The sequence below is a fragment of the Nocardia sp. NPDC047648 genome, from assembly GCF_040642815.1.
GTDB lineage: Bacteria > Actinomycetota > Actinomycetes > Mycobacteriales > Mycobacteriaceae > Nocardia > Nocardia gamkensis.
Window position 1 is genome coordinate 65305 of record NZ_JBEYSX010000022.1, and the last position, 23005, is coordinate 88309.

Genomic DNA, 23005 nt, shown 5'->3' on the forward strand with positions numbered 1-23005 from the left:
GTTCACCACCTCGACTTCGGCCGCACGTAGTTGGCCAGGTCGACCAGGCGGTAGCGGTGCAGACGATGCGGCGCGATGCGCGCCAGCGACCGCAGGCTGGACTCCAGCCCGCGTTGCAGACCGAGCAGGGTGAACGGGAAGCCGAGCAGGGTCGCGTCCGGATCGGCCGACCGGCCGCCGCCGCGCACCCATTCCAGCGCCGCACCCACCACGATCACCTGCAACTGCAACGCCCGCGGTTCGTCCGGCGCGGCGTCCAGCCGCGCGGCCGCCTCGAGCAGGTCGGCCTCGGTGGTCTCCGGGATCGGCTGGGAGACCAGCAGCAGGCATCCGGTCATGCGCGCCACGCTCTGATACCGCGAGGCCTCCGGCACCTGATCGAGGACCTCCACGGCCTCCAGCAAGCCGCCGTCGGCGGCGAGTCTGCGGGCCAGTCCGAACGCCGCGCTCACCACGCCGTGATTGGTCCGCCACACCGTGCGGTAGTACTCCTCGGCGAGCCGATGCCAGCGGTCGTCGGCGCGGTCGCCCAGATGCTGGAGGGTGAGTTCGGCGGTCGCCGCCAGCGCCAGCGCGGGGGCGATCTCGCCGGGGAGCATGCCGTGCACCAGGTCGAAATACTCGTAGGCGCGCTCGTACTGGCCGTCCAGCAGAGCGGCGACCGCCGAATACCACTCCAGGCGCCAGTCCGTGCCGTAATCGGGCCGCAGATCGGCGAGCCGATCGCACGCGGGCACCACCTCACCCAGGTCCAGATGCGCGCGCACCGCCGTCAGCGTGCCCTCCAGCTCGAACGTCTCCGGCTCCGGGATGGTCCCGGAGACGATCCGGTCGGCGGTGCGGCGCAGGGCGTCCAGGGCATGCCGGGGATCGCCGTGCAGCAACGTGGACAGCAGGTCGGCGCTGGGGTCCTCGCCGTCGATCATCGGCACCGGCAGCGCCGCGACGACACTCGGCGCATCCAGCGCGGGCAGGCGATGGCGCCCGTCGGTCATGCCGTCGGTCTGCCCGATCAACGTCTCGATGCCGAAATCGCCACGCATGGCGCCGAATTCCAGCGACGCCTGCGGATGTTCCTTACCGGTGTCGTAGGCGAGCACCATGCGCAGGACGCCCGCGAGCTGGCCGTACATCGCGTAAGCGGTGGGGAAGCGGCGGCGCGGCTCCGGATGGGTCGCGCGGCACAGCAGCCGGTGCAACGCCGGATAGTCCCGCAGCAGCGGCTCGTCCTCGGGCGAGGGAATGCCGGGCAGCTGGTGTCCGTCGGCGTTCTTGGGCATGTCCAGCACCAGAGCGGCCAGCGTCCGCCCCACGGTGTAGATGTCCGAGGCGACCGTCGGGCCGGTCTCGGTGATCTCGGGCGCCTGATAGCCCGGAGTGCCGTAGATACTGCCGTAGGACTCCATCGCGGCGACCGCGCCGAGATCGATCAGTTTGACCTCGTCCTCGCTGACCATGATGTTGTCCGGCTTGAGGTCGTTGTAGGCCAGCCCGAACGAGTGCAGGTAGTCCAGCGCGGGCAGGATCTCCATCATGAAGGCGATCGCCTCGGAGACCGGAATGCGTTCGGGCGCACGCAGATCCAGCATCCTCTTCAGCGAGCGCCCGCCGACGTACTCCATGACGATGTAGCCGTCGGCCACGTCGCGCCCGGAACGGTGCTTGACGAAGTTGTGGATCTTGACGATGCCGGGATAGGCCACCTCGGAGAGGAATTGGCGTTCGGCGAGGGCGACCACGTGCGCTTCGAAGTCGAGCGGGTTCTGCAACCCCTTCAGCACCACCCAGCGATCGCTCACATTGCGATCGACCGCCAGGTAGATCCATCCGAGTCCGCCGTGGGCCAGACAGCCCTGGACTTCGTACTGGTCGGCGACCATCTCCCCCGGCTGGAGCAGGGGCCGGAAGTTGAACGGCGAGGCGCAGCGGCCGCACTCGCCCTCCACGGCGCCCGACCCGGCCGCACTGGTGCGGCCGACCGGCTGCTGGCATTTCCAGCAGAACCGTTTGTGCTCGGGCACTTCCGGGTTCTGCATCACCGCGGTGCGCGGATCGAGCGGGCTCACCTTGGGCATGGACACCAGCCCGCCGCCCAATCGTCGCGCGCTCGGCCGCGAGCGCGCGCTGCGCCCGGAACCGGGTTCGGACTCGGCCTCGAGTGCGCCGAGCAGCAGTCGCTCGGCGGTGCCGATGGTCTCCTCACCCACGACGGCGGGGCCGGTCGGCGGTCCGCCGTCGTTCGGGTCGACGGCGCCGGCACGTGGTTTCTCGACGTACCGCGGCGTAGACCACGGATTGGGTAGTCGTGGGGCCACCTCGGTTTTGAGCAGATGCCGAGTGGCCCAAGGGTGGGAAGTTCGCCGAGGCACCTCGGTGCCGCGCATGCGCCGATTCGCCCACGGATGCGCAAGTGGACGGTCGGATGCGCTGGGGTGCTCCGGCATACGAACCTCTCAGACCCGCCGTTGAATCGCGGTTTCATTCTGGTCCGCCGCCTGTCGATGCGCGCGTGTATTGTTCCCGACATTGGGAATATATCCGCCCCGGGCGAACGGCCCGGGGCGGATACTGCCTCACTCTTCGTCGGGCTTGTCGAGGATCACCACCGGGTCACCCGATTCGCGGCGCGGCCGCTCGGCCAGGACCGGGAACTGTCCGGTGATGCCCTGGCGGATCTCGGCGATCTGCAGCACCCGCTTGCGGGCGAGGAACCAGCCGCCCACCAGCGCGGGAACCATGATGACGACCATCGCGAGCACCGCACCGCGCTGCACATGGTCATCGCTGCACGCCATCAGCACGACCACGGTCGCGAGGAACACCAGCGTCGCGAAGCTCGTGTACGGCGCGCCGATCAGGCGGAAGGACGGACGCTCCGCACGGCCGGTGCGCGACCAGCGCCACAGCTGCAGCTGGCAGACCACGATCGCGGTCCAGGCGAAGATGGTGCCCAGCGCCGACATGTTCAGCACGATCTCGAAGGCCTGCTCCGGCACCACCGCGTTCAGCCCGACGCCGATCAGCGCCACCGCGCCGGTGGCGAGAATGCCGACGTATGGCACGCCGCCGCGGGACATCCGCGCCGCGATGGTCGGCGCGCTGCCGTTCATCGACATCGAGCGCAGGATGCGGCCGGTCGAGTAGAGACCGGCGTTCAGGCTGGAGAACGCCGCGGTCAGCACCACGAGGTTCATCACAGAACCGGCGCCGTCCACCCCGAGCCGCGAGAAGAACGTCACGAACGGGCTCTCACCGTTCTTGAACGCGGTGTAGGGCAGCAGCAGGGCGAGCAGCACCAGCGAACCGACGTAGAACAGCGCGATCCGGGCGATCACCGAGTTGATCGCGCGCGGCATGATCTTCTCGGGGTTCTCCGCTTCACCGGCTGCCGTACCGACCAATTCCACTGCCGCGTAGGCGAACACGACTCCGGTGGTGACCAGGACCAGCGGAAGCAATCCGGTCGGGAACAGCCCGCCGTGATCGGCGATGACGCTCGGGCCGGTGACCTGGCCGTCGATCTTGAAGCGGCCCGCGAGGAACACCGTGCCGACGATCAGGAAGGTGACCAGGGCGATCACCTTGATCAGCGCGGCCCAGAACTCGAGCTCGCCGAACCACTTCACCGAGACGAGGTTGATGCTCACCACGACCGCGAGGGAGACCAGGGCGATCAACCACTGCGGGATGGCCTCGAACGCTCCCCAGTAATGGACATACGTCGCGATGGCGGTGATGTCTACGATCCCGGTCATGCACCAGTGGAAGAAGTACATCCACCCCACCGCGAACGCCAGTTTCTCGCCGTAGAACTCGCGGGCGTAGGAGACGAACGATCCCGAGGAGGGGCGATGCAGCACCAGCTCGCCGAGCGCCCGCAGGATGAAGAACACGAACACGCCGCAGATGGCGTACACGATGAACAGGCCAGGGCCCGCGCTGGCCAGCCGGCCACCCGCGCCCAGGAACAACCCGGTGCCGATCGCCCCACCGATCGCGATCATCTGCAGCTGACGCGGGCGCAGCGACTTGTGATAGCCCGAGTCCTCGTCTTCGAGCGCGGCAGCCTGCGCGGGCGCATCCGCTGGTGGTCGAACTGTGGTCATGGCGATGGCCTTTCAGGTGACGGCGATCATAACTTCGCTCAATGTACCGTTACATAGCGGCACGTTCAATAGCGATCGGCATGTTGTAACACGCTGGACATCAGGAACTTTGAGAAAAGGGCATCCGAGCAGCGGCGATCGCGACGAGATTCGTTGATCGTGCCACCAGATATCGGTACGCTCAGTGGGACAAACAGGACGAGGAGCGCAGATGGCCTGGTTCGAACGGGAATTCATCGCGGTCCCCGAGGATCGCAAGAATCAGCTGGTCTACAAGTGGCCGGACGTCAACATCCGGCGCTACAGCCGCGCGATGGTCAACGCCGATCAGCTCGCCCTCTTCGTCAAGTCCGGGCGGGTCGTGGCCGCGATGGGCCCGGGACGCCACCGCATCGACGCCGACGAGCTCCCGGTGCTCGGTGCGCTCGTCGACACCCTCACCGGCGGCAACTACTACCGGGCCGAACTGTATTTCGTTTCCACGAGGGAGTTTCCGGGGATTCGCTTCGGCGGTCGGCTGGACGACATCCTCGATCCGGTCAGCGAGCAGGTGGTGACGCTGCGCGTCTTCGGCGAGTTCGCCCTGACCGTTCGCGACCCGGCCGAGCTGCTGACCGCGCTGGCGGGCACCGCCGATCTCACCGACCCGGACCGGGTGCAGAGTTGGTGCGCCGACCTACTGCTCAAGTCCATGAAGATGGCGGTGACCCAAGGGGTCGCACGCCGCGACTGGCCGGTGCTCGGGCTATCGGCACAGCTGCAGCCGATCGAGCAGGCGGTGCTGCGCCAGACCAACACCGCGCTCTACGAATACGGGCTGCGCATCCCGCGGATGGGTAACTTCGACATCAGTCTGGCGCCGGAGGACGCCGACCGGCTGAAGCGACTCGCCAAGGACGTCAAGTACATCAGCCTCACCGGGGATTTCCAGCGCTACGCCGCGGGCGAGCTCGCGCTCGGCGCGAGTCAGGGTTTCGCGCGCGGACACCACGGCATGGAAGGCGGATTCCTCGGCGCGGCACTGAGTCTGAACGCCATCGGCCACCAGGTCGGTAACCACTCCCCCGCGCCGCAGCTTCCCGCCGCGGCGCCGGAGCCGGCTCAGACGTCCTGCGCCGCTTGCCAGGGCGCGAATCCGGCGGGCGCGAAGTTCTGCATGAACTGCGGGGCGCGCCTGGTGACGCAACCGAGGCACTGCACGAGCTGTGGCGCGGAGTCCAGCCCCGGCGCCAAGTTCTGCGGCGAGTGCGGAACGCCGATGCCCGGAGGCTGACGCCGAGCGCCTGCCTCCGGGCATCGTGTGGTCGATCAGCCCGCGACCGTCGGTGCGACGGCCGTCGCGTCACCGCCGCTCACCATGCCGCGGACCTGCCGCGCCGCCACCGAGAGCGCGGCGAGATCGTGCGTTTCGGCGGCGAAGATCTGCGCCAGCGACGCACCCGCACGGGCCAGCCGCGAACGGTTGGTCGACTCCCAGTACGCGATCTTCTCGACCGTGCTGTCCTGCGGCTCGGTGGCGGTCAGCACGTCGAGGGTCAGCGACCGCAGCGAATCGTAGAGATCCTCGCGGACCGCGAGCCGGGCCAGCGCCCGCCAGCGCCCGCCACGCTCGAGCTTGCCGACCGCGGTCAGCAGCCGCTCGATCTGGAAGTGCTCGTTGAGCGCGTAGTACAGCACCGCGACCTCCGCGGCGTCGCGGTCGGCGATGTCGGCCAGGTCGAGCACGTCCAGCAGCGGGAAGCGGTGGATCAGCCCGAACACCTCCTCGGCCAGCTCCTGGGGCGCGCCACGGCCGATCGACCGCCGCGAACGCTCCGCGAGATCCTCGGTGAGGTAGCCGGTGAGCCACGTGGGCACTCGGCCCGCCAGGGCGCGCACGCCGTCGCGGTACCTGGCGATGTCGGCGCCGATCGCGATGGGCTGCGGCCGGTTGGACAGCAGCCAGCGTGCGGCCCGGTCCAGGGTGCGCTTGGTCTCCAGTTCCAGTTCGTTGCGCGCCGCGGTGGACATCGGTGTCTGCCTGATCCGCTGCCAGAGGTCGTGCAGGTCGAAGATCTCCACCGCCGCCCGGTACGCGCGCACCGCGTCGTCGGTGGTCGCCCCGGCCTCTTCCGCGAGCCGGAACGCGTAGGTGATGCCTCCGTAGTCCACCATCTCGTTGACCACGACGGTGGCCACGATCTCGCGCCGCAGCGGGTGCCTACCGATCGCCTGCGCGAACCGCTCCCGCAGCGGCGCGGGGAAGTAGGCGGGCAGCACCGACGCGAACGCCGGGCCGTCGAGCAGATCACCGGCCAGCAAATCGGCCTTCAGCGAAAGCTTCACGTGCGCCATGAGATTCGCCAGCTCGGGCGAGGTGAGACCGGTCCCTTCGGCGGCGCGGCGGGCCAGTTCCGCTTCCGTCGGCAGTGCCTCCAGCTCACGGTCGAGACCGCGACGCTGTTCGAGGTCGTTGATCATCCTGCCGTGCACTCCCGACATGCCCGCCGCGTCGGCCCGCGACATCCCGAGCCGGAAGTTCTGCGAGATGTTGTCCCGCAGCACCAGTTCGGAAACCTCGTCGGTCATCGAGGCCAGCAGCGGATTGCGCTCGGCGACGGCGAGTTCACCGCTGGAGACGACGGCATCGAGCAGGATCTTGATGTTGACCTCGTGGTCGGAGCAGTCCACGCCCGCCGAGTTGTCCAGCGCGTCGGTGTTCATCCGTCCGCCGTTGCGGCAGAACTCGATGCGGCCCAGCGCCGTCGCACCGAGGTTGCCGCCCTCGCCGATCACCTTGACCCGCAATCGGTCGGCGTTCACCCGGACCGCGTCGTTGGACTTGTCGCCCACCTCCGCGTTGGTCTCGGTGCTCGCTTTGACGTAGGTGCCGATCCCGCCGTTCCACAGCAGATCGACCGGGGCCTGCAGAATGGCCTTCATCATCTCCGGCGGCGACAGGGTGGTCACGCTCGCGGGCAGGTCGAGTGCCGCGCGCACCTCCGGAGTCACCGGGATCGCCTTGGCGGAGCGGTCGTAGACACCGCCGCCGGGGCTGATCAGCGACGTGTCGTAATCCGCCCACGACGACCTCGGCAATGCGAACATCCGCTGCCGCTCGCGGTAGGAACGCGCCGCGTCGGGAATCGGGTCGAGGAAGATGTGCCGGTGGTCGAAGGCGGCCACCAAGCGGATGTGCTCGGACAGCAGCATGCCGTTGCCGAAGACGTCGCCGCTCATATCGCCGACGCCCACCACGGTGAAGTCCTGGGTCTGGGTGTCGAGTTCCATCTCGCGGAAGTGGCGTTTGACGCTCTCCCACGCGCCCTTGGCGGTGATGCCCATGGCCTTGTGGTCGTAGCCGGCCGAACCGCCGGAGGCGAACGCATCACCGAGCCAGAAGCCATAGCTCTGCGCGACGTCGTTGGCGATGTCGGAGAACGTCGCGGTGCCCTTGTCGGCCGCCACCACCAGGTAGGTGTCGTCACCGTCGCGGCGCACCACCTGCGCGGGCGGAAGCACCTCTCCGGTCGCGCGGTCCACGTTGTCGGTGACATCGAGCAGGCCGGAGATGAAGGTGCGGTAGCACGAGATGCCTTCCGCGCCGAGCGCCTGCCGGTCGGCGACCGGATCGCCTGTGGCCGCGGGCGGTTGCTTCACCACGAAGCCGCCCTTCGCGCCGACCGGCACGATCACCGCGTTCTTCACCGCCTGTGCCTTGACCAGACCGAGGATCTCGGTGCGGAAGTCCTCCAGGCGGTCCGACCAGCGCAGACCGCCACGGGCCACGGAACCGAACCGCAGGTGCACGCCCTCGACTCGCGGCGAGTACACGAAGATCTCGAACTGCGGCTTCGGTTTCGGCAGTTCGGCGATCGCGTGCGGATTCAGTTTGACCGACAGGTAGTCCAGCGCGTCGCCCGCCTCGTCGCGCCGGTAGTAGTTGGTCCGCAGGGTCGCCTCGATCAGGCCGAACAGGGCGCGCAGGATGCGGTCGGTGTCCAGGCTGACCACCGCGTCGATCTCGGCCTGCAGCCGTTCGGCGATCTCCGCCGCCCGGTCCGCGGCCTGCGCGCCGACGCCGTCCGGGTCGAAGTACGCGGCGAACAGGTCGGTGCACGACCGCGCCGTCGCCGGATGGGTGAGCAGGACGCGGGTGATGTTCCCGAAGGTGTAGGCGAAGCCGGCCTGCTGCAAGTACTTCGCGTAGGCGCGCAGCAGGGCCACCTCACGCCAGTGCAAGCCGGCGCGCAACACCAGTTCGTTCAGGCCGTCGACTTCGGCGCGGCCGAACCACATCGCCGTCACCGCATCCGGAAAACGCCGCCGCACACTGGTTTCCGGCAGCGACGCCGCGTCCATCGAGTGTCCCAGCTGCGCGGCGGGCTCGCTGTCGAGCGCTTCCCGCAGCGGCGCGGCGGTCACCCGAAGCCCGAAGTCGTAGATCCAGCGGTCCGGCCGGTCGGCCAGCGTGATGCGATAGGGCCGCTCGTCGACCACCTCGACGCCGAGGCTGTGCAGCACGGGCAGCACCCGGCTCAGCGAGACGCCCTCACCCGCGACGTAGAGCGTGAATCGCCATTCGGCGGAGCCCGGGTCGCCCTGCCGGTAGAGGTCGGTGTCGATCGCGCCGTCGGACAGCCGTTCGAGGCGGCGCAGATCACTGAGCGCGTGCGCGGGCTCGTGCTCCTGCTGGTAGCTCGCCGGGAAGGCCGTCGCGTACTCGGTGACCAGCGCCTGCGGCATGTCGGAGGCGCCCGCCGCCTCGGCGACCAGACGGTCGCTCCAGGTCCAGGTCGTCGCCAGCAGCAACTCCTGGATCCGCTCGCGATTCTCCTCGGAGATGTCGGCCGCCTCGGCGCCCGGCTTGCGGTGCACCGTGAAGTAGACGACGGCCAGTTCCGATTCGGTGGCCCGCGCCGAGTACGCGATCTGCTCGGCATCGAACTGCTCGCGCAGGATGTCGCCCATGCGCACGCGGACCTCGGTGGAATAGCGGTCACGCGGCATGTAGACCAGGCAGTAGATGGTGTCGCTGCGCGAATCGCGCCGGATGAACAGCCGCACCTGGCGCCGCAGGCCCAGATTCATGACCGCGGAGACGGTTTCGAACAGCCTGCGCGCGTCGGTGGAGAACAGCTCCACCCGCGGGAACGACTGCATCATCTCCAGCATGGCCTGGCCGGAGAACGAGTCGAGGCCGAAGCCCGCCCATTCGATGACCTGCAGCACGCGCCGCGAGATGACCGGGATGTCGAGGATGTTCTCGTGCAGGCCCGCGACGGTGAAGGTGCCGACGAAGACGTGTTCGCCCTTGACCATCTTGACGGTGTCGCCCCAGGCCGCGCGGCCGCTCGGGTCGCTCGCGCCGTAGTCGGCCACGCTGATGAAGTACAGGTCCCGAGACCCGGGCAGCAGCGAGTCCACCGACCCGTTGGCCATCCGCAGGACCGTGCGCTTCGCGCCGACCACGGGCACGCTGATGTCGGCGTCGGCGCCGTTGCCGAGGACACCGAGCCCGGTGCCCGGCAGCTGCCACGGTTCGAAGTCGGCGTTCGCGCTCGGCGCGGAGCGGCGGAAGTGGTAGTACCCGTACCCGAGCGGCGTGAAGTGCCCGTCGGACAGCCAGCGCAGCAGTCCGGCGGTCTGCGGGATCTCCGCGTCACCGGCCCACTGCGCGGCCTGATCCAGCTGGTCGGCAACGGTATTGAGCACCTCGACCATGGTCGGCGTGTCGTCGGCGACCCGGCGCAGGTCGGCCAGCAGCGGCGGCAGCGCCTGTTCGATCCGGTCCACCAGTTCGTCGGACAGGCCCGCGCCCAGCTGCACGTGGATCCACGACTCACGCAGCGTTTGTCCGTCCGCCTCCGCGGCCGGCTCGGCCACGCCGTCGCGCGGCGCGATGGACAACACCCGGCCGTCGGCGTCGCGCGAGACGTCGAACACGGGATGCACGACTTCGGTGACCGTCGCGCCCAAGCGCCGCAGCGCGGCGGTCACCGAGTCGACCAGCAACGGCATGTCGTCGTTGACGATCTGGATCGCGGCGCCGACTCCCGCGCTGTCGTCCGGACGGTAGACCATGGTGGTCGCCGAACCGGGCGCGCGGGTGGCCGCCAGCTCCAGATGCTGACGGAAGATCCGCTCGGCCCGGTCCGTGATCGCCGACGCCGAGGGACCCGGCTGGATCCACCGGAAATAGGCCGCCTCCAGGTCGGTCGGATCATCGCGGAACCGCTTCGGTGAAATCGTCTGCTGGGTGGTTGCCACCATCGATCCGTTGCCTTCCCGAGAACTGCGCTCGTACGTGTTTCGTACTTCACATAACGTACCGCTGGATAACGGCACAATCAACAGTGTAACAATAATTCGCCTGGACGGACATGGGTAACGCCGTCCGGATCAGGGATTTTCTGGAGTCCGGCGGAAGAGGCGCGATCAGGTCAGCGGACCAGTCCCGCCCGCGACATGAAGGTCTGGGCGCCGGCTCGACCGGCGAAGGTACCCGTTTCCAATCGCAGACCCGTCCGGGTATCCGCGTACCAGACGGTTGCCGAAGGACCGATCGCGGCGTAGACGGGTCCGTCGACGAGGGCGGAACCGCCCGCGCCGCGCCATCGAGAAATGCTGTCGGCCAAACGATCCTGCGCAACCATTTCGGCGTAGAAGGTCACGTCCCGTCCGCCCGCGATACCACCGAAGAGCATCGGGTCCGTGGCGGCGATGACGCACTTCTCCCGCTGGCCGCCGGAATCCAGCGGCTGACAGGTCGCCGCCGTGCGCAGCAGATCCGGCATGGCTCGAACCGGCGCGGTGCCCTGGAGATTCGAGGGCAGCGACAGCGAACAGGACCGAACCGCCAGAACCGCGGCGACCACCATCACCAGCGCGATCGCCCCGACCGTGTACCACTGCCAGCGCGGATAGGCCTTGTGCACAAGGCTTTTCGCCTCACCGCCGACCTTCTCCGCGATCTCGGCGACCTGCGTGGGCAGCTTCTCCGCGACGGTTCGCGCCGTGTCCACGGCACTGCGCAGCGGCGCTCCGCAGTGCGCGCAGCGGGAATCCGCGCCGGTGTTGCGATGCGAGCAGTACTGGCAGACCAGTTCGGGCAGCGTGGACACGTCAGCGCCCCGTGATGACGATGGAGGAGATCGCGGTGGTGTTGATCGACGGATCGCCCTTGGACTCCAGGACGGTCAGCACGATCTTCGAGGCGCTCACCGCGGGCTCGGTCTTGGTCACCACCAAAGTCCGTTGATCGAGGGTCGGCTGCGTGTAGACGGTCTTGGTACCGTCGTCGAACTGGTACGAAACCCGGCTCACCGTGCGGTATTTCGCCCACTGGTCGCTGCCGTCCGCACCGATGTGATCCCAGCCGGGCACGATGCCGATCGAGTCGATCTGATAGGTCTTGCCCAGATCGATGGTGATGACCTGGCCGTCGACCTTGTAGGCGCGCACGCACGACCACGCCTTGCCCGTCTGGCTACCGAAAGCGTCCATCGCCGATGTGCTGCCGGGCGGGCATTTCGACGTCGCGGACTTCGGCTGGATGATCGAACTCGCGGGCGGCGCGGCCGAGGTCGAGGGCGCCGCCGAGGTCGGCGGCGGCGTGACGACCAGAAGCTGATCGTTCGCCGTGTTCTTCTCCTTGCCGCCGGTGGTGACCAGCAGCAGCACCAGCAGTACGGCGACCACGGCGGCGACGATCAGCGCGACCCTGGGTTTGCGCAGCTGGACGAGCACGTCCTTGGCCATCTGCTGCACGGGCGCGAGCCGCTCGGACGGTGCGGCGGATGCGCGCGAGGGTTCCGGTTCCGGTTCGGCCTGCACGTTCGATCGGGCGGCGACCGAGGAGTAGTCGTTCCCCAGTTCCATCGCCGGAGCCGATTCCTGTGCCTGCCCGTTCAGCAGCGCGAGGATTCGCTCGCTCGCCTTCGGGCCGTCACCGGTCCGACGCCGCGGTGCGACCTGCTGCGGCTCCGAGTCGAGGTCGGGCAACCCGAGCGACGCGGTGGCGAAGTCGACGCTGTCGCTGTGCTCGCTGCTGCCGCTGAGCTCCATGCCACCGGTCGACGGCGCGGCGGAAGACCCGAACGAAGAATCGGAGAGCAGTGCGTCGAGGACCGCACCTCGATGACGGAGAAAAACATCTCCCGGGTCCTCGGCGGGCATGGTCCGGATCGTATCCGGACCGAGCCGGCCGCCGAGCCGGTGCTATTCCCGCTGGAGAGAACAGCCCACCGGCCGGGTCAGCGCTTCTTCTCCTCGGTCACGAAGTACTCCGGCGGCACGTCGAACACCCGGGCCAGCGCGATGACCAGATCCAGCCGCGGGATCGCGTCACCGTGGATCAGCCGGTACAGGCCGGACTGTGACACCGGCACGTCCGGGTAGGCCAACTCCAAGTGCTGCGCCAGCGAGTACAGCGTCAGCGACCGCGTCGACCCGTCCTCGGTCGAGACCACGGATTCGGCGATCAGCTCCGACAACCGGCTGGAGAAGATCGCCGCCGCGGCCTGTCTGGGGGTTAGCGCGTCCCCGGCGTCCTGATGAGTCAGGTCGCCGCCATCGGAATGGGTGTCCGCTACCACGGTGATAGACATTAACCGACCGCTCCCATCAGCTCACGCGACGGCCACCGGGTTGCGGAGGTGCAACCACGGGTCCCGATGCTCCCGCGTTGTGCGCGGGCGGTCCGTCGACGGTTTCGAAATATCGTGTTTCGCCTCTCGGCTCGATCAGCTCGACACGCACCGTGCGCATCGGAATGCTCACGTCCACCGCGGTCGCGCTGACCTGGTTGATCGCGAGATCGACCGCACGCCTGCGCGGACCGCCGGGCTCGCTGATGGTGACCGTCGTGTGCGCGCTCGACGCACGCGGCGGCAGGTGATCGAAGACCGCGATGGTGGCCGGTGTCTCCGCCTCGGTGGTTTGCGCGCCGGCATGCCCGTCACCCTGATCGGCCAGGCGCATGGACCGCGGATCGCCGACCGCGCTCACCAGTTGGCGCCAGCTGTCCGGACGCGCCGAATGGATCTCCACGTCCGCGCCGACCACCATCGCCCGCAGGATGATCTGCTGGGCGACGGGCAACCTGGCGTGCACATCGATGGTGCGCCTGCGCGGGTTGAACCGGGCCGGATCGAACAGTGGCAGCGCGAGAGTGTGGCGCGGCTGGCCGCTGATCGCGCCGAGGATCTGGCCGTTCGGCCCGATCGCGATGGCCAGATCGGCGACCAGTTCCTCCGGTGCGATGTCGGCGCCGGACTCGAAGCCGCGCAGCGCTCGGATGGAGGAGCCGGTCGGCAACGACGCCAGCAGGGCGTCGGACTGGTCGCCGCGCAGTAGCCGCAGGTAGTCCGGCGGCTCGGTGGTGACGGCGGGGCCGATGAACCGGACGATCGCGCGCGGCCCCCCGGTGTCGTCGGTCAAGCTCACCACGAGAGTGGTGCGGCCGCGGTTCCAGGTCCAGCAGTCGTCGAGGCTCTCCCCGCCCAGCCGGGTCCAGTCGATCAGGAAGCTCGTCACACACCGGCCCGGCACCGACGACTCCAGATTGCTCCAGGTTTCCCGGAGATCGGACAGCTCGACGCCGGCGTGCAGCAGGCGCGTCGCGTCCCGCAAGGCGGCGGCGGGCAGCGCGTGCGCGGCGATACCACGCTCGCGCAGGCGGCTCGCGATCCGATGCGTGGCGCTGGCCAGCGCTTTGGGGGCGACCACCGCGCACGGACCGCGCTTGCTCAGCGCCGCCAGGTTGCGTTCCTGATCCAGCCGGACCACCAGCCAGGTGAGCCGGTCCCCGACCACCGGGTGGGTCCCGATCAGCTGGTCGTAGAGCATGCTGTAGCTGCCGGTGGAGCGGACCCGCTGACCGGTGGTGACGATGTCGATGTCCACCGCGATGCCGAACTGATCCAGCATCGGGAACAGCACGTCGACCGAGATGGTGTCCTCGGTGTACAGGGTTCGCTCGGCGATGACGGTGGGCAGGTCGAGATTCGGCGCGAGCTGGATCATCGCGATCAGCGTGCTGCCCGCCTCGTTGATGCCGCACACGCCGGCGGCCACCTGCACGTCGCGGATCCCGGCGACCTGCGTGCGTTCACGCGCCCGGACGGTCCGGCCTTTCCGGTAGGCCGCCCAGTCGAGCAGCCAGCGAACAGGAGTCCGTTCGTTGACCCGGACGGTCACCGTCACGACCAGGACCGAGACCACCACCGCGCTCACCCACCACGGCGTCTTGGCCGACAGCCCCACCAGGAGCGGGCTGCCGACGACGACGAAGGCGGCGAACGGACCACGCTCGACGCCGGCGACCCGTACGCTCGGAAAACTCACCGGCGCCTCCGCATCACGGAGTTCATGTGACTGCCGACGAGGCCGAGCAGCACCGCGGCGAGGATGACCACGCTCGCGGTGATCGCGGGCCGCAGATCCTTCGGGCGCGGTGGAGGGGGCACGGGCAGTTCCGCGGACCGGAACAGGCCCGTGGGCTGCTGTGGCGGAGTGCGGTAGCTCAGGGCGGCGAGCGGGTCGATCACGCCCGCGCCCACCACGTTGTCGATGCCGCGCGCGGGCGCGTGCGCGCTGGCCTGCAGGCGGGCGGCGATCTCACGCGGAGTCTCGTTCGGGAAGCGCGACCGCAGCAGCGCGGCCACACCGCTGACGTAGGCCGCGGCGAACGACGCGCCGCCGACCGGGACGAGTTTGTCCGGTTCACCGACGCCGTTGATCAGGCCACCGCCACTGGGGCCGAGCGATTCGATGCCGGTGCCTGGGGCGGCGACCGAAACCCACGGCCCGGTGAGCGAATCCTGCATCGGGGCGCCGGTCGCGGTGGTGAATCCCACGGTGAGCACGTCGGCGCCGAACCAGCCGGGTGTGGAAATGGTCTTCACGTCGCGCCAGTTCCGCGGGTCCGCGGGCCGCGTCGGGTCGATATCCGGATTCTGCGCGCAACTGGCGCCCCCTCCGGCGTTGCCAGCGCCCGCCACGATGAGCGCGCCGCGCACATGGACCGCATAGCCGATGGCCGCCGAGAGCATGGACTGGTCCACTTGAGCGTCCACCGGGAGGCAGACGGGCAGCGACACGGTGATCACACCGGCGCCTTGATTCGCGGCGCGCGTGATCGCCCGGGCCAGTGTGCGGATCTCGATGGCGGTCCGCTGGCTCTGATCAGAACTCGGCCGTTCGGGACTGAACGCACCGGAGCGGGTGCGGATGGAGATGATCCGGGCTTCCGGCGCCACCCCGGTGAATCCATCCGCCGGATCGGGAGTGGCTCCGATGATCCCGGCGACCAGCGTGCCGTGCGCGTCGCAGTCGGACAGTCCGTCGCCACCCGCGGCGAGATAATCGCCCCCGCCGACCAGGTTGGGCAGGCGCGGGTGCGGCTGCACTCCCGTGTCGATGACGGCGACGGTCACTCCCGCGCCCCGGCTCAGCGCCTTGGCGCGGCGCAGGTCCAGCGCGAGTTCCGCGGGTGGAGTGCGGGTGAGGTCGCTGTCGGGCAGCGCACCCGCGGCCAGGCAGCCCTTGTCCTGCTTCATCGGCTGCTCGGGCCCCGGCGGGTCGTCCGCGGGCGGTGCGCCGACCACGACCTGGGGCGGCTCCAGCGCCACCGCGGGAGCGGCGGGGACGGCCAGCATCACCCCGGCGAGAACCGCCACAGCGGCACTGCCGACCTTCATCAGATCCCTCGCATCGCGGTGTAGACGCCCATGATCCAGAAGGCGATCACCGGAACCACCAGGATCAGCGCGTATTCCACCAGGTCGATGACACGGCGGGTGACCGGCGACAGCCGTGTGCCCGGCAGCCGCAGCGCCGCGACGCAGGCGAGACAAGCCGCCGACGCCACCGCGAGGCCGACCACGAGACGCGCGGCCGGGCTCTCGTACGCGCCCACCAGGACGAAGCCGACGCCGCAGACGGTGACCACGGATCCGGCGACCAGCGCGATCGCCTGGACCCGATCCGGGTGCCAGCGGGCGCGCATCGCGAGCAGGCCGCCGATCGCGGCGGCCATGACGATCTCCCGGATGCCGCCCGGACTGACCGCGGCCGCGATCACCGCGGCGACCGCGAGCACGGTGGAGATCGCGGCCATCAGACCGCGCAGGCTGGTCACCGCCAGTCGGGCGCGGCCCTCGATACCGGCCTCGGCGGCGTTGCGCTGCTGCTCACCGACCGCGGTGTGCTCGTCGCCTTCGCGCACCGTCTCCGCGTCGAAGATATCGGTCAGCGTGGTCGGCGAGACCTCGTTGCCCGGGTCCGGCAGATCCGGCGGCCGGATGCGGGCGATGACCACGGCCAAGCGCGGCGCCGCGGTCAGCAGCACGATCGCGACGAACACCGTGCCGCCCGCGACCTGCCCGACGGACAGATCCGCGTAGGTCACCGGCAACGCCGCGACGGTGAGCATGATGCCGAGCACCGTCACCGCCATCAGGGTGGCGATGCCCATCTTGCTCAACCGCATCATGGTGGCGGCGGCTACCGCCGCGACCACGGCTCCGGCCGCCAGATTGGCCGCGGTGAGCGGGCCGGGCTGGTCGTAGGGGGGCGGCACCAGCATCGCGCCCCCGGCGAACAGCAGCGGCGTCGCGGTCAACGTCAAGCCGAGGGAGAGCTTCGCCGCGGCATTGCGCCGATGGGCCTGCGCGGCGGCCGCCCAGCAAAGCCCGCCGAGCAGCAGGGCGGGCAGTCCGCACCACAAGGTCGAACCGGTCATCGTCCACGACCAGGTCAGCATGGCGGCCACCGCCGAGGCGCCGATGCCGAGGACGGTCAGCCCGACGATGGCGGCGGTGTTCGCGTCGAACTCGGCGAACTCGCGCTCGTTGATCAGGGCGAGCGCGTCGGTGATGTCCTCGACCACCGGCGTGAAGACCTCCGCCGATTCGACAACCGACAGCATCAGCACGGTGCCGTCGGTGACGTCGTGGTCGTCGAGACTGCGCCAGCGCGGAATCGGCGCCTCGCCAGGGCGGGCCAGGCTCCACTGGCCCTGCGGCGGGGTGAAATCGACGCTCTCGTCATCGATGGCCGAGGCCAGTACGACCAGCAGGTCGTCGATGAACGTCTCGATGGTGAACTTGGTCGGCACCACCACATCGACCTGATACGTCGAGACCATTACGGCGATCCGCGCCCGGGCGACCTCCGCCGACGGCTGCGTCCCGGCAGGCGCGGGCGCGACGGCAGTGCTCATGCCTCCGCCTCGCCGACGCTCGGCTCCGGCATGACCACCGAGGTGGCTGCACCGATTGCTCGCTCGCTACGCTCGCTCATCGCCACCCTCCGCGGTCACCGTGGTTATCGGCGCCACTGGAGAGGTATCCGGGGAATCCATCGGCCAGCCAAGCGGCCAGCTCCTCGAACGCGAGCACGGTCTCCTTCTCCAACAGCCGCAGGTCGATCTCGCCGCCTTCGGCCAGATGCGCGTCGTACGGCAGCACGCAGGTGGGGCGCTGCGCGGTTTCGAACAGCTTCTCGATCGCGTCCACGTCGACGGTCGGCTTCAACGGCTGGTGATGCACGATGCCGACGATCGACTTCGCGATCAGATGTTGCAAGCCGTGCGAACTGAGCCAGTTCAAGGTGGCCACCGCGCCGGTCACGCCGCCGACGGTGGCCGGGGTGACGACCACGACGGCGTCGCTGGTTTGCAGCACCGTCGCCGTCGCCGAATCGAGTACGCCGGTCCCGCAGTCCACCACCAACAGATTGAAGTGCTTGCGCAGGGTTTCCACGGCGGTGCCGTATTCCCGGCCGGACAGCGCCTCGGTGGCCTCGGTGGACCACGGTGAAGCGATCACGGCGAGGTCCGACGAATTGATCGAGGTGAACGACTGCACCGCGGAGAACGCGTCCAGGTTCTGTGCCTGCGCCAGATCGCGCAGGGTCAGGCCGTACGGATGCCTGCAGGTGCGGGTGGAGAGATCCCCGAAGTCCGGGTTGGCATCGATCGCGACCACCCGGTCCGGGCGCAGGCCCGCGAAGGTCGAGCCGAGCGTCGCCGCGGTGGTGGTGCGCCCGACGCCGCCCTTCACGCTGATCACCGCGATCTGATAGGTCGTGGTGAGCTGGCGCCGGATGCGCGTCTTACGGTCCTCGGCGCGCTGCTCAGCCGGCGAAAGCCCCAGATTGAAACCGACTTTGTTGAGCGCGCCGCGCATGCCGGAGCTGGAACGCAGCTGCGCCCGCTTCGCTGCGGAGATGTCGGCGAGCAGGTCGATCGAGCTGAGCGCGGCGGGCAGCACCTCGATCCGCGGGGTCGGCTCGTACACCGAATGGTCGACGCGTTCGGGGACCCAGGGCGTCGCGGATCCGGACTGCCACTCCTCGTTCGCGGATGCGGCATTGGTCCGCGCGATCGCCTGAGACACCCGGGCGGCGGCCTGCTCCGCGCGGTACTGCTCGGCGGATTGCTCGTGTGCCGAGGGATTCTGCGCCGCTTGCGGTGCCGCAGGAGGCGCTACGGAGTAGTCCGGCGGAGGCGTGCTCGCGGGCGGTGGAGGCGCGCTCGGCTGCGGTGGGGGCACATTCGCCTGCGGCGGCATGCTCGGCTGCGCCATCTGCGCATTCGCCTGCCGTGGCGGCGTACTCGCGCTCGGTGGCGGCGTCACCGCCGCATGCTGGGTGGAATGGGGTTCGGATTCCCCGGCGGACGCCTGCGGCTCACGCGGCGCACCGATCACGGGGTCGGCGTGGGAGAACTTCTCGGCGTCCTGCCGGGCCTCTGGGGCGGGACCCGGCGCGACGGCCGCGTCGGTCAGCTCGTTCGTCGGTGCGAAGTACGCGTCATAACCGCCGCGAGCGCGCGCGGATTCGGCCGAATGACCGTTGATGCTCGGTGCTCGGTTCATCTCCGTCGTCCTCTCCACAACCACGGTCCGACGTTCAGTTCAGTCTGCTTGTGTCGAACCAGCTTCGACCGGGCAACAGGTCGATGAGCGCCCCGATGCCCGACCGCAAGGCCGCATCGTCGCCGGGGGCGAACGTGGACCATATCTCTCCATCCATCGCCCTGCTCGGGGTGACGATCAGCCGCCCCGACAGCGTGTCGAGCACGGTCACCGACACATCGGTCTCGGGCGGGCTGCCGTCCCGGTGCTCGATCACCAGGATCTCGGCCCGGCGCTCCACCTCGTCCAGCGCCCTGGTGAGCACCGTCGCGGTGTGCGGCTGGGCGCCCAACTCCAGCAACGCCTGTCGTCGCTCGTCCGGTTCCGACGGTACCTCGCGCAGCTGCTCGACCGTGGTGGTCATCGGCGTGAACCGCAATGGCTCCGCGGGACCGAGCGCGGCGGTCAGCGCGGCCGTCACCGTGTCCAGATTCTGACCGTCCTGATACATCGTCTGGATGACCACGTTGTCGTCGCAGCGCAGGGCGAGTACGTGCGTGTCGCCACTGCGCACCAGCGAAAACCGCAGCATTGCTTGCGGTTCCCCGTCCACTCCGGTGGCCAGGATCCTGGCCACCAGTTCCATGTCCGGCCGGTACAGGCACCGCAGCCAGTGCTCGACCACCGGGTGCACCCTGTCACCGTCGATGATGCCCACCTCGGTGAGTTCCTGCGCGACGACGGCGTGTACCCGTTCTCGATCCTCGAGCCGATAGATATTCGGCAGCAGCGCCAGCACCGGAGGATACGAGTCGATGCCGACCAATTCTTTCAACAGAAGAGCGGCATCGACATTGAGATCGATCGCTACCGGATCCGCTTCCAGGGGACGAGCCTCCTCTCCTTGGACTGGAACTCGACCACGGTGGACCTCACCGCGCGGGTTCGGGGTCTACGGTCGCCGACTCGTCGACGTCGCTTCCGATGACACCGACCAGGAGCAACTGCTCGTTGTCCGACTCCTCGAGCTCTTCGAGTTCGTCTCGGCGGTCCGCGTCGCCGTACTCGATGACGCCGATGACCGGAGGTTGCTCGAGGACAGGGACATCTTGCGCTTCGCCGGGTACGAACACCTTCGACTTCTCGCGGTCCTCGTCGCGCCTGCGCCGGCGCATCTGCGCCTTCGGCGCGGTCGCTCCACGCGGTGCCGCCGGACGCGAACCCGGCCCGCCCCCGGTCGGATTCGCCGAGGCACCGAACGCGGTGCCGCGGCCAAGGGACCAATTGGACGGCATCCGGAAACCGCTCGCGGCGCCGGGCAGGGCACTCAGCCCGCCGCGAGCCATGCTCAGCGCGACCATGCTGCCCGACCCGCCGTACAGCCCGGCCAGCGTCGTCGAATCCTGCGATGCTCCGATCAAGCCCTGCTGGTCCATCGAACCGGTGCCGGAGCCGTCCAGCGCGGAATTGCCGAGCGAATCCGACAGCGACGATGGGTTGTCCATGTCGGGCAACTGCTCGGTCGGTTGGGTGGTGTCCACCGGCTGCGTGGTGTCCGCCGGTTGTGTGGGATCCGTGGTTTGTGTGGGATCAGTCGGTTTGGGATCGGTCGGATCCGGGTTCGTCTTGGCCGGATCACCGCCCGGATCACCGGTCTGATGGTTCCCCACGTCGTTTTGAATCGTGTGGGTGTCGTTGTCCAGCGGGTTCTTGATCTCCGGCGCAACGAAGTTGTACGTCGTTCCATCGGGGATCGGACCACCACCGTTGACGATCGGCATGGGCACTTCCGGCGTCGGCAAGCCGGCCAGCACGGCGGTGGCCGCCCCGTCGTAGCCGACCATCACCGCTGCTGCCGCCGCCGTGATGGCCAGATACTCGAGTTCACTCAGCGCCATCGCCGCCAGCGTGAGCGGAGCCAGTTGCGTCGTGCTGGCGGCGGCGAGAGCGGCTTGCTTCGCATACCATTCCGCGAGCCACGCCTCCACCCCGGTCATGGCTTCCGCCGCGCTGCCGAAAATCGCTCCCAGTTCCGCTACGGACTTCGCGGCATCCGCCGCCACCGCGGCCTGTCTGTGCAACCAGCCGGCGTGCTGACGGAACGCCGCTTGAGCGCGATCGGACGACGGCCCTTGCCATGCCCCACCCATCATGGTGGTCGAGCCGTCCGTCCCGCTCGCAGCGGCGGCCAGCGCCGTAGCCAACTCCGCGTAGGCGGACGCGGCAGTTTCCAGCGCGAACACGCCGGGCCCCGACAGCAGCCGGGCGATATTCACTTCCGGTGGCAACGCAAGGTAATCGACCATGGCATCGGCCTTCGCTCGACCGGCTCCGACTACTCGCCGAACGCTACACGTTTGGCGGAAATCTGACTGTCACCAGCGGCATCCGCCGCGCAGTAGCAGGCGTCCACCTCGGGCAGGTGCGGCTCGGCGTTGATGCGATGCCCCACTCCCTGCGTCGTCTTGTCGAAGAGGTTGGTGGCGAAGCCGAAGAATGTCTCGGTGATGCGCCTGCTCACGTCGTCGCAGCCCGGCGGAAGCGGCACGCTACCCGCAGCGGACGCGACCATCGTCCCGGCTAGGTCCGTGGTTCCGGTGCTCATTTGCGCGGCGATAGCGGGGAGTTGCCCTGGAGTGAGACTGAAGTACATGGAGAGCTCCTAACGAAGGGCGCCGTGCTCGCATCGAGCGGTGCAATCAGAACGTTAAGCTATTCCCAAAGATGGGGACATGGAGCTGGATTCGCATTCACCGCGCCGGCCGCCCAGTCGCCGCTCACAGCGAAGCACGCATGTGGAACGTCACGTGACACGAATTCACCCACGTCCCAACGCGAACCCTTGCCGGAGGACATCCCAGACATGCGATCGCCCTCGACGAAGTCGGTGTGAGCGACCTCGCCGAGGGCGACAGCGGACTTTTGATCGGTATCATCTGCACCGCTCGGCAGCAACCGAGCGCCGAGACCGCGTTCGATCGACCGTCACCGGACCCGCTCATGCGGCTCTCGACCGGCAGGGCGACGAACCACGGAGTCGCTAGATGATCTGGGAGAACCGCATGGCCTGACCCTGATCCACCACGCGGAACTGGCCGTCGATGCCCGACACTTCCTTGGTGGCCGCCTTGAGCTTCACCAGCGCATCGTTGTACTCGGTGATCAGCTTATCGATGCGATCCTGCAACTGTCCATTCTCGGAACCGGCGTCACCTTGGAAATTCTGCTTGAGCAGATTCGCCAACGTATTCCGCTCCTCCTTGCTGACAGTCATGTCGCTGAGCACCTTGTCGGTGCGGACGACCAGACCCTCGACGGCATCGTAATCGTTCTTCATTCTCCGAAACCTTTCCCGTTTGTTCTCTGGTGCAGATCAGGCATCAGAAATTGAGGTTGTATTTGTTGACCTGCGCCGCGTTATCTTGGTCGTGACTGTCGAAGGTCGCGCCGGCGATGTTCAGAGCGTCGACGATGTCCATGAACTTCTTGTGCAGCTGCCCCCCTTTGTCGAGGGCTCCCTGCATCGCCTGCTGAATCGCGGTTCCCGTCGCGCCTTCGACGGCGGGCGCATATTCCATCTTGATGCCCTCGAGAATACCCATGTGGTTCTTGAAGGTGTCCGCGTGCATGAAGAACTTATTGGCGACGTTGTCGATGTCCGCTTTGTCGCCGGTGAAGCCGATGGCCATATCTGTTCCTATCCTAGAAGGCGTTTACCATGCCTCGGACGGATTCGCCGAGGACGTTGACAGCGTGTGCGGCGGAAGCGTCGATACGCGGCTCGGGCCATCGACGTCCTCGACCACACCGATTGCAGCGGGGTTTCTCCAGTACCGGCACCTCCTGGGTTCCTCCGGGAACGAACAGCGCCGCCGGACAGAGGATTTCCAGTCGTTCCGGTGGCGTCTCGCCTGCGGGGTGATCGCACCATCCGCCTGGGCTCGGTCACGGCCCCGCACATCCGGCGGCGCGATGCCTTGATCCGGGAGTGCCATGGTGAGACTCCAATCGAGCGTGACTACCAGCTCAGATCGAGCGGCTGCTAAGGAAAACGGTAAT

The 23005-nt window shown here is 68.4% G+C and carries 16 protein-coding genes; 1 reads left to right on the top strand and 15 read right to left on the bottom strand.

Going from position 1 to position 23005, the window contains the following annotated elements; all coding sequences use genetic code 11:
- Positions 1-2 precede the first annotated feature (2 nt).
- Entirely contained in the window at positions 3-2384 is a 2382-nt protein-coding gene (locus ABZ803_RS32655) for a tetratricopeptide repeat protein (RefSeq protein WP_357045273.1), read from the bottom strand.
- 189 nt (positions 2385-2573) lie between these two features.
- Complete coding sequence (locus ABZ803_RS32660) at positions 2574-4106, bottom strand: amino acid permease (protein ID WP_357045275.1); 1533 nt, start codon at positions 4104-4106, stop codon at positions 2574-2576.
- Positions 4107-4317: 211 nt separating this feature from the next.
- On the opposite strand from ABZ803_RS32660, the gene ABZ803_RS32665 reads away from it, so the two are divergent.
- Entirely contained in the window at positions 4318-5379 is a 1062-nt protein-coding gene (locus tag ABZ803_RS32665; protein ID WP_357045276.1) for an SPFH domain-containing protein, read from the top strand.
- A gap of 35 nt (positions 5380-5414) precedes the next feature.
- On the opposite strand, the gene ABZ803_RS32670 is transcribed toward ABZ803_RS32665, so the two are convergent.
- The 13 genes from ABZ803_RS32670 to ABZ803_RS32730 form a co-directional block, all read right to left on the bottom strand.
- A complete protein-coding gene (locus tag ABZ803_RS32670; RefSeq protein ID WP_357045335.1) occupies positions 5415-10433 on the bottom strand; it encodes an NAD-glutamate dehydrogenase in 5019 nt (1672 codons plus the stop codon).
- A 95-nt stretch (positions 10434-10528) separates the two neighbouring features.
- Positions 10529-11209, bottom strand: a complete 681-nt coding sequence (locus tag ABZ803_RS32675; RefSeq protein WP_357045278.1) for a hypothetical protein — start codon at positions 11207-11209, stop codon at positions 10529-10531.
- Position 11210: 1 nt separating this feature from the next.
- Positions 11211-12263: a discoidin domain-containing protein gene (locus ABZ803_RS32680; protein WP_357045280.1), complete on the bottom strand. Its 1053-nt coding sequence runs from the start codon at positions 12261-12263 to the stop codon at positions 11211-11213.
- Positions 12264-12340: 77 nt separating this feature from the next.
- Positions 12341-12694 (bottom strand): helix-turn-helix transcriptional regulator, encoded by a 354-nt coding sequence (locus ABZ803_RS32685; protein WP_040865466.1) that lies wholly within the window; start codon positions 12692-12694, stop codon positions 12341-12343.
- Between the two features lie 16 nt (positions 12695-12710).
- Complete coding sequence (gene eccE, locus ABZ803_RS32690) at positions 12711-14432, bottom strand: type VII secretion protein EccE (RefSeq protein WP_357045282.1); 1722 nt, start codon at positions 14430-14432, stop codon at positions 12711-12713.
- The gene (mycP, locus tag ABZ803_RS32695; protein ID WP_357045284.1) at positions 14429-15787 is read right to left on the bottom strand and encodes a type VII secretion-associated serine protease mycosin; all 1359 of its coding nucleotides are present in this window, start codon (positions 15785-15787) and stop codon (positions 14429-14431) included. The genes eccE and mycP overlap by 4 nt, the downstream gene beginning before the upstream one ends.
- A complete protein-coding gene (gene eccD, locus ABZ803_RS32700) occupies positions 15787-17310 on the bottom strand; it encodes a type VII secretion integral membrane protein EccD (protein ID WP_357045286.1) in 1524 nt (507 codons plus the stop codon). Before eccD ends, mycP begins: the two co-directional genes overlap by 1 nt.
- Positions 17311-17386: 76 nt before the next feature.
- Entirely contained in the window at positions 17387-18967 is a 1581-nt protein-coding gene (locus ABZ803_RS32705) for a MinD/ParA family protein (protein WP_357045288.1), read from the bottom strand.
- Positions 18968-19001: 34 nt separating this feature from the next.
- Positions 19002-19832: an ESX secretion-associated protein EspG gene (locus ABZ803_RS32710; RefSeq protein ID WP_357045337.1), complete on the bottom strand. Its 831-nt coding sequence runs from the start codon at positions 19830-19832 to the stop codon at positions 19002-19004.
- 46 nt (positions 19833-19878) lie between these two features.
- Positions 19879-21252, bottom strand: a complete 1374-nt coding sequence (locus tag ABZ803_RS32715; RefSeq protein ID WP_357045290.1) for a PPE domain-containing protein — start codon at positions 21250-21252, stop codon at positions 19879-19881.
- A gap of 29 nt (positions 21253-21281) precedes the next feature.
- Positions 21282-21551 carry a hypothetical protein gene (locus ABZ803_RS32720; RefSeq protein WP_357045292.1) on the bottom strand — a complete coding sequence of 90 codons (270 nt, stop codon included), beginning with the start codon at positions 21549-21551 and terminating at the stop codon, positions 21282-21284.
- Between the two features lie 435 nt (positions 21552-21986).
- The gene (locus ABZ803_RS32725; protein WP_357045294.1) at positions 21987-22283 is read right to left on the bottom strand and encodes a hypothetical protein; all 297 of its coding nucleotides are present in this window, start codon (positions 22281-22283) and stop codon (positions 21987-21989) included.
- A 43-nt stretch (positions 22284-22326) separates the two neighbouring features.
- A complete protein-coding gene (locus tag ABZ803_RS32730; RefSeq protein ID WP_357045296.1) occupies positions 22327-22635 on the bottom strand; it encodes a hypothetical protein in 309 nt (102 codons plus the stop codon).
- Between the last annotated feature and the right edge of the window lie 370 nt (positions 22636-23005).

Coding starts and splice junctions, on each gene's coding strand:
- ABZ803_RS32655 (WP_357045273.1), bottom strand. CDS start 2,384: ATGCGCGGCACCGAGGTGCCTCGGCGAACTTCCCACCCTTGGGCCACT.
- ABZ803_RS32660 (WP_357045275.1), bottom strand. CDS start 4,106: ATGACCACAGTTCGACCACCAGCGGATGCGCCCGCGCAGGCTGCCGCG.
- ABZ803_RS32665 (WP_357045276.1), top strand. CDS start 4,318: ATGGCCTGGTTCGAACGGGAATTCATCGCGGTCCCCGAGGATCGCAAG.
- ABZ803_RS32680 (WP_357045280.1), bottom strand. CDS start 12,263: ATGCCCGCCGAGGACCCGGGAGATGTTTTTCTCCGTCATCGAGGTGCG.
- ABZ803_RS32685 (WP_040865466.1), bottom strand. CDS start 12,694: ATGTCTATCACCGTGGTAGCGGACACCCATTCCGATGGCGGCGACCTG.
- mycP (WP_357045284.1), bottom strand. CDS start 15,787: ATGAAGGTCGGCAGTGCCGCTGTGGCGGTTCTCGCCGGGGTGATGCTG.
- eccD (WP_357045286.1), bottom strand. CDS start 17,310: ATGAGCACTGCCGTCGCGCCCGCGCCTGCCGGGACGCAGCCGTCGGCG.
- ABZ803_RS32705 (WP_357045288.1), bottom strand. CDS start 18,967: ATGAACCGAGCACCGAGCATCAACGGTCATTCGGCCGAATCCGCGCGC.
- ABZ803_RS32715 (WP_357045290.1), bottom strand. CDS start 21,252: ATGGTCGATTACCTTGCGTTGCCACCGGAAGTGAATATCGCCCGGCTG.
- ABZ803_RS32720 (WP_357045292.1), bottom strand. CDS start 21,551: ATGAGCACCGGAACCACGGACCTAGCCGGGACGATGGTCGCGTCCGCT.
- ABZ803_RS32725 (WP_357045294.1), bottom strand. CDS start 22,283: ATGAAGAACGATTACGATGCCGTCGAGGGTCTGGTCGTCCGCACCGAC.
- ABZ803_RS32730 (WP_357045296.1), bottom strand. CDS start 22,635: ATGGCCATCGGCTTCACCGGCGACAAAGCGGACATCGACAACGTCGCC.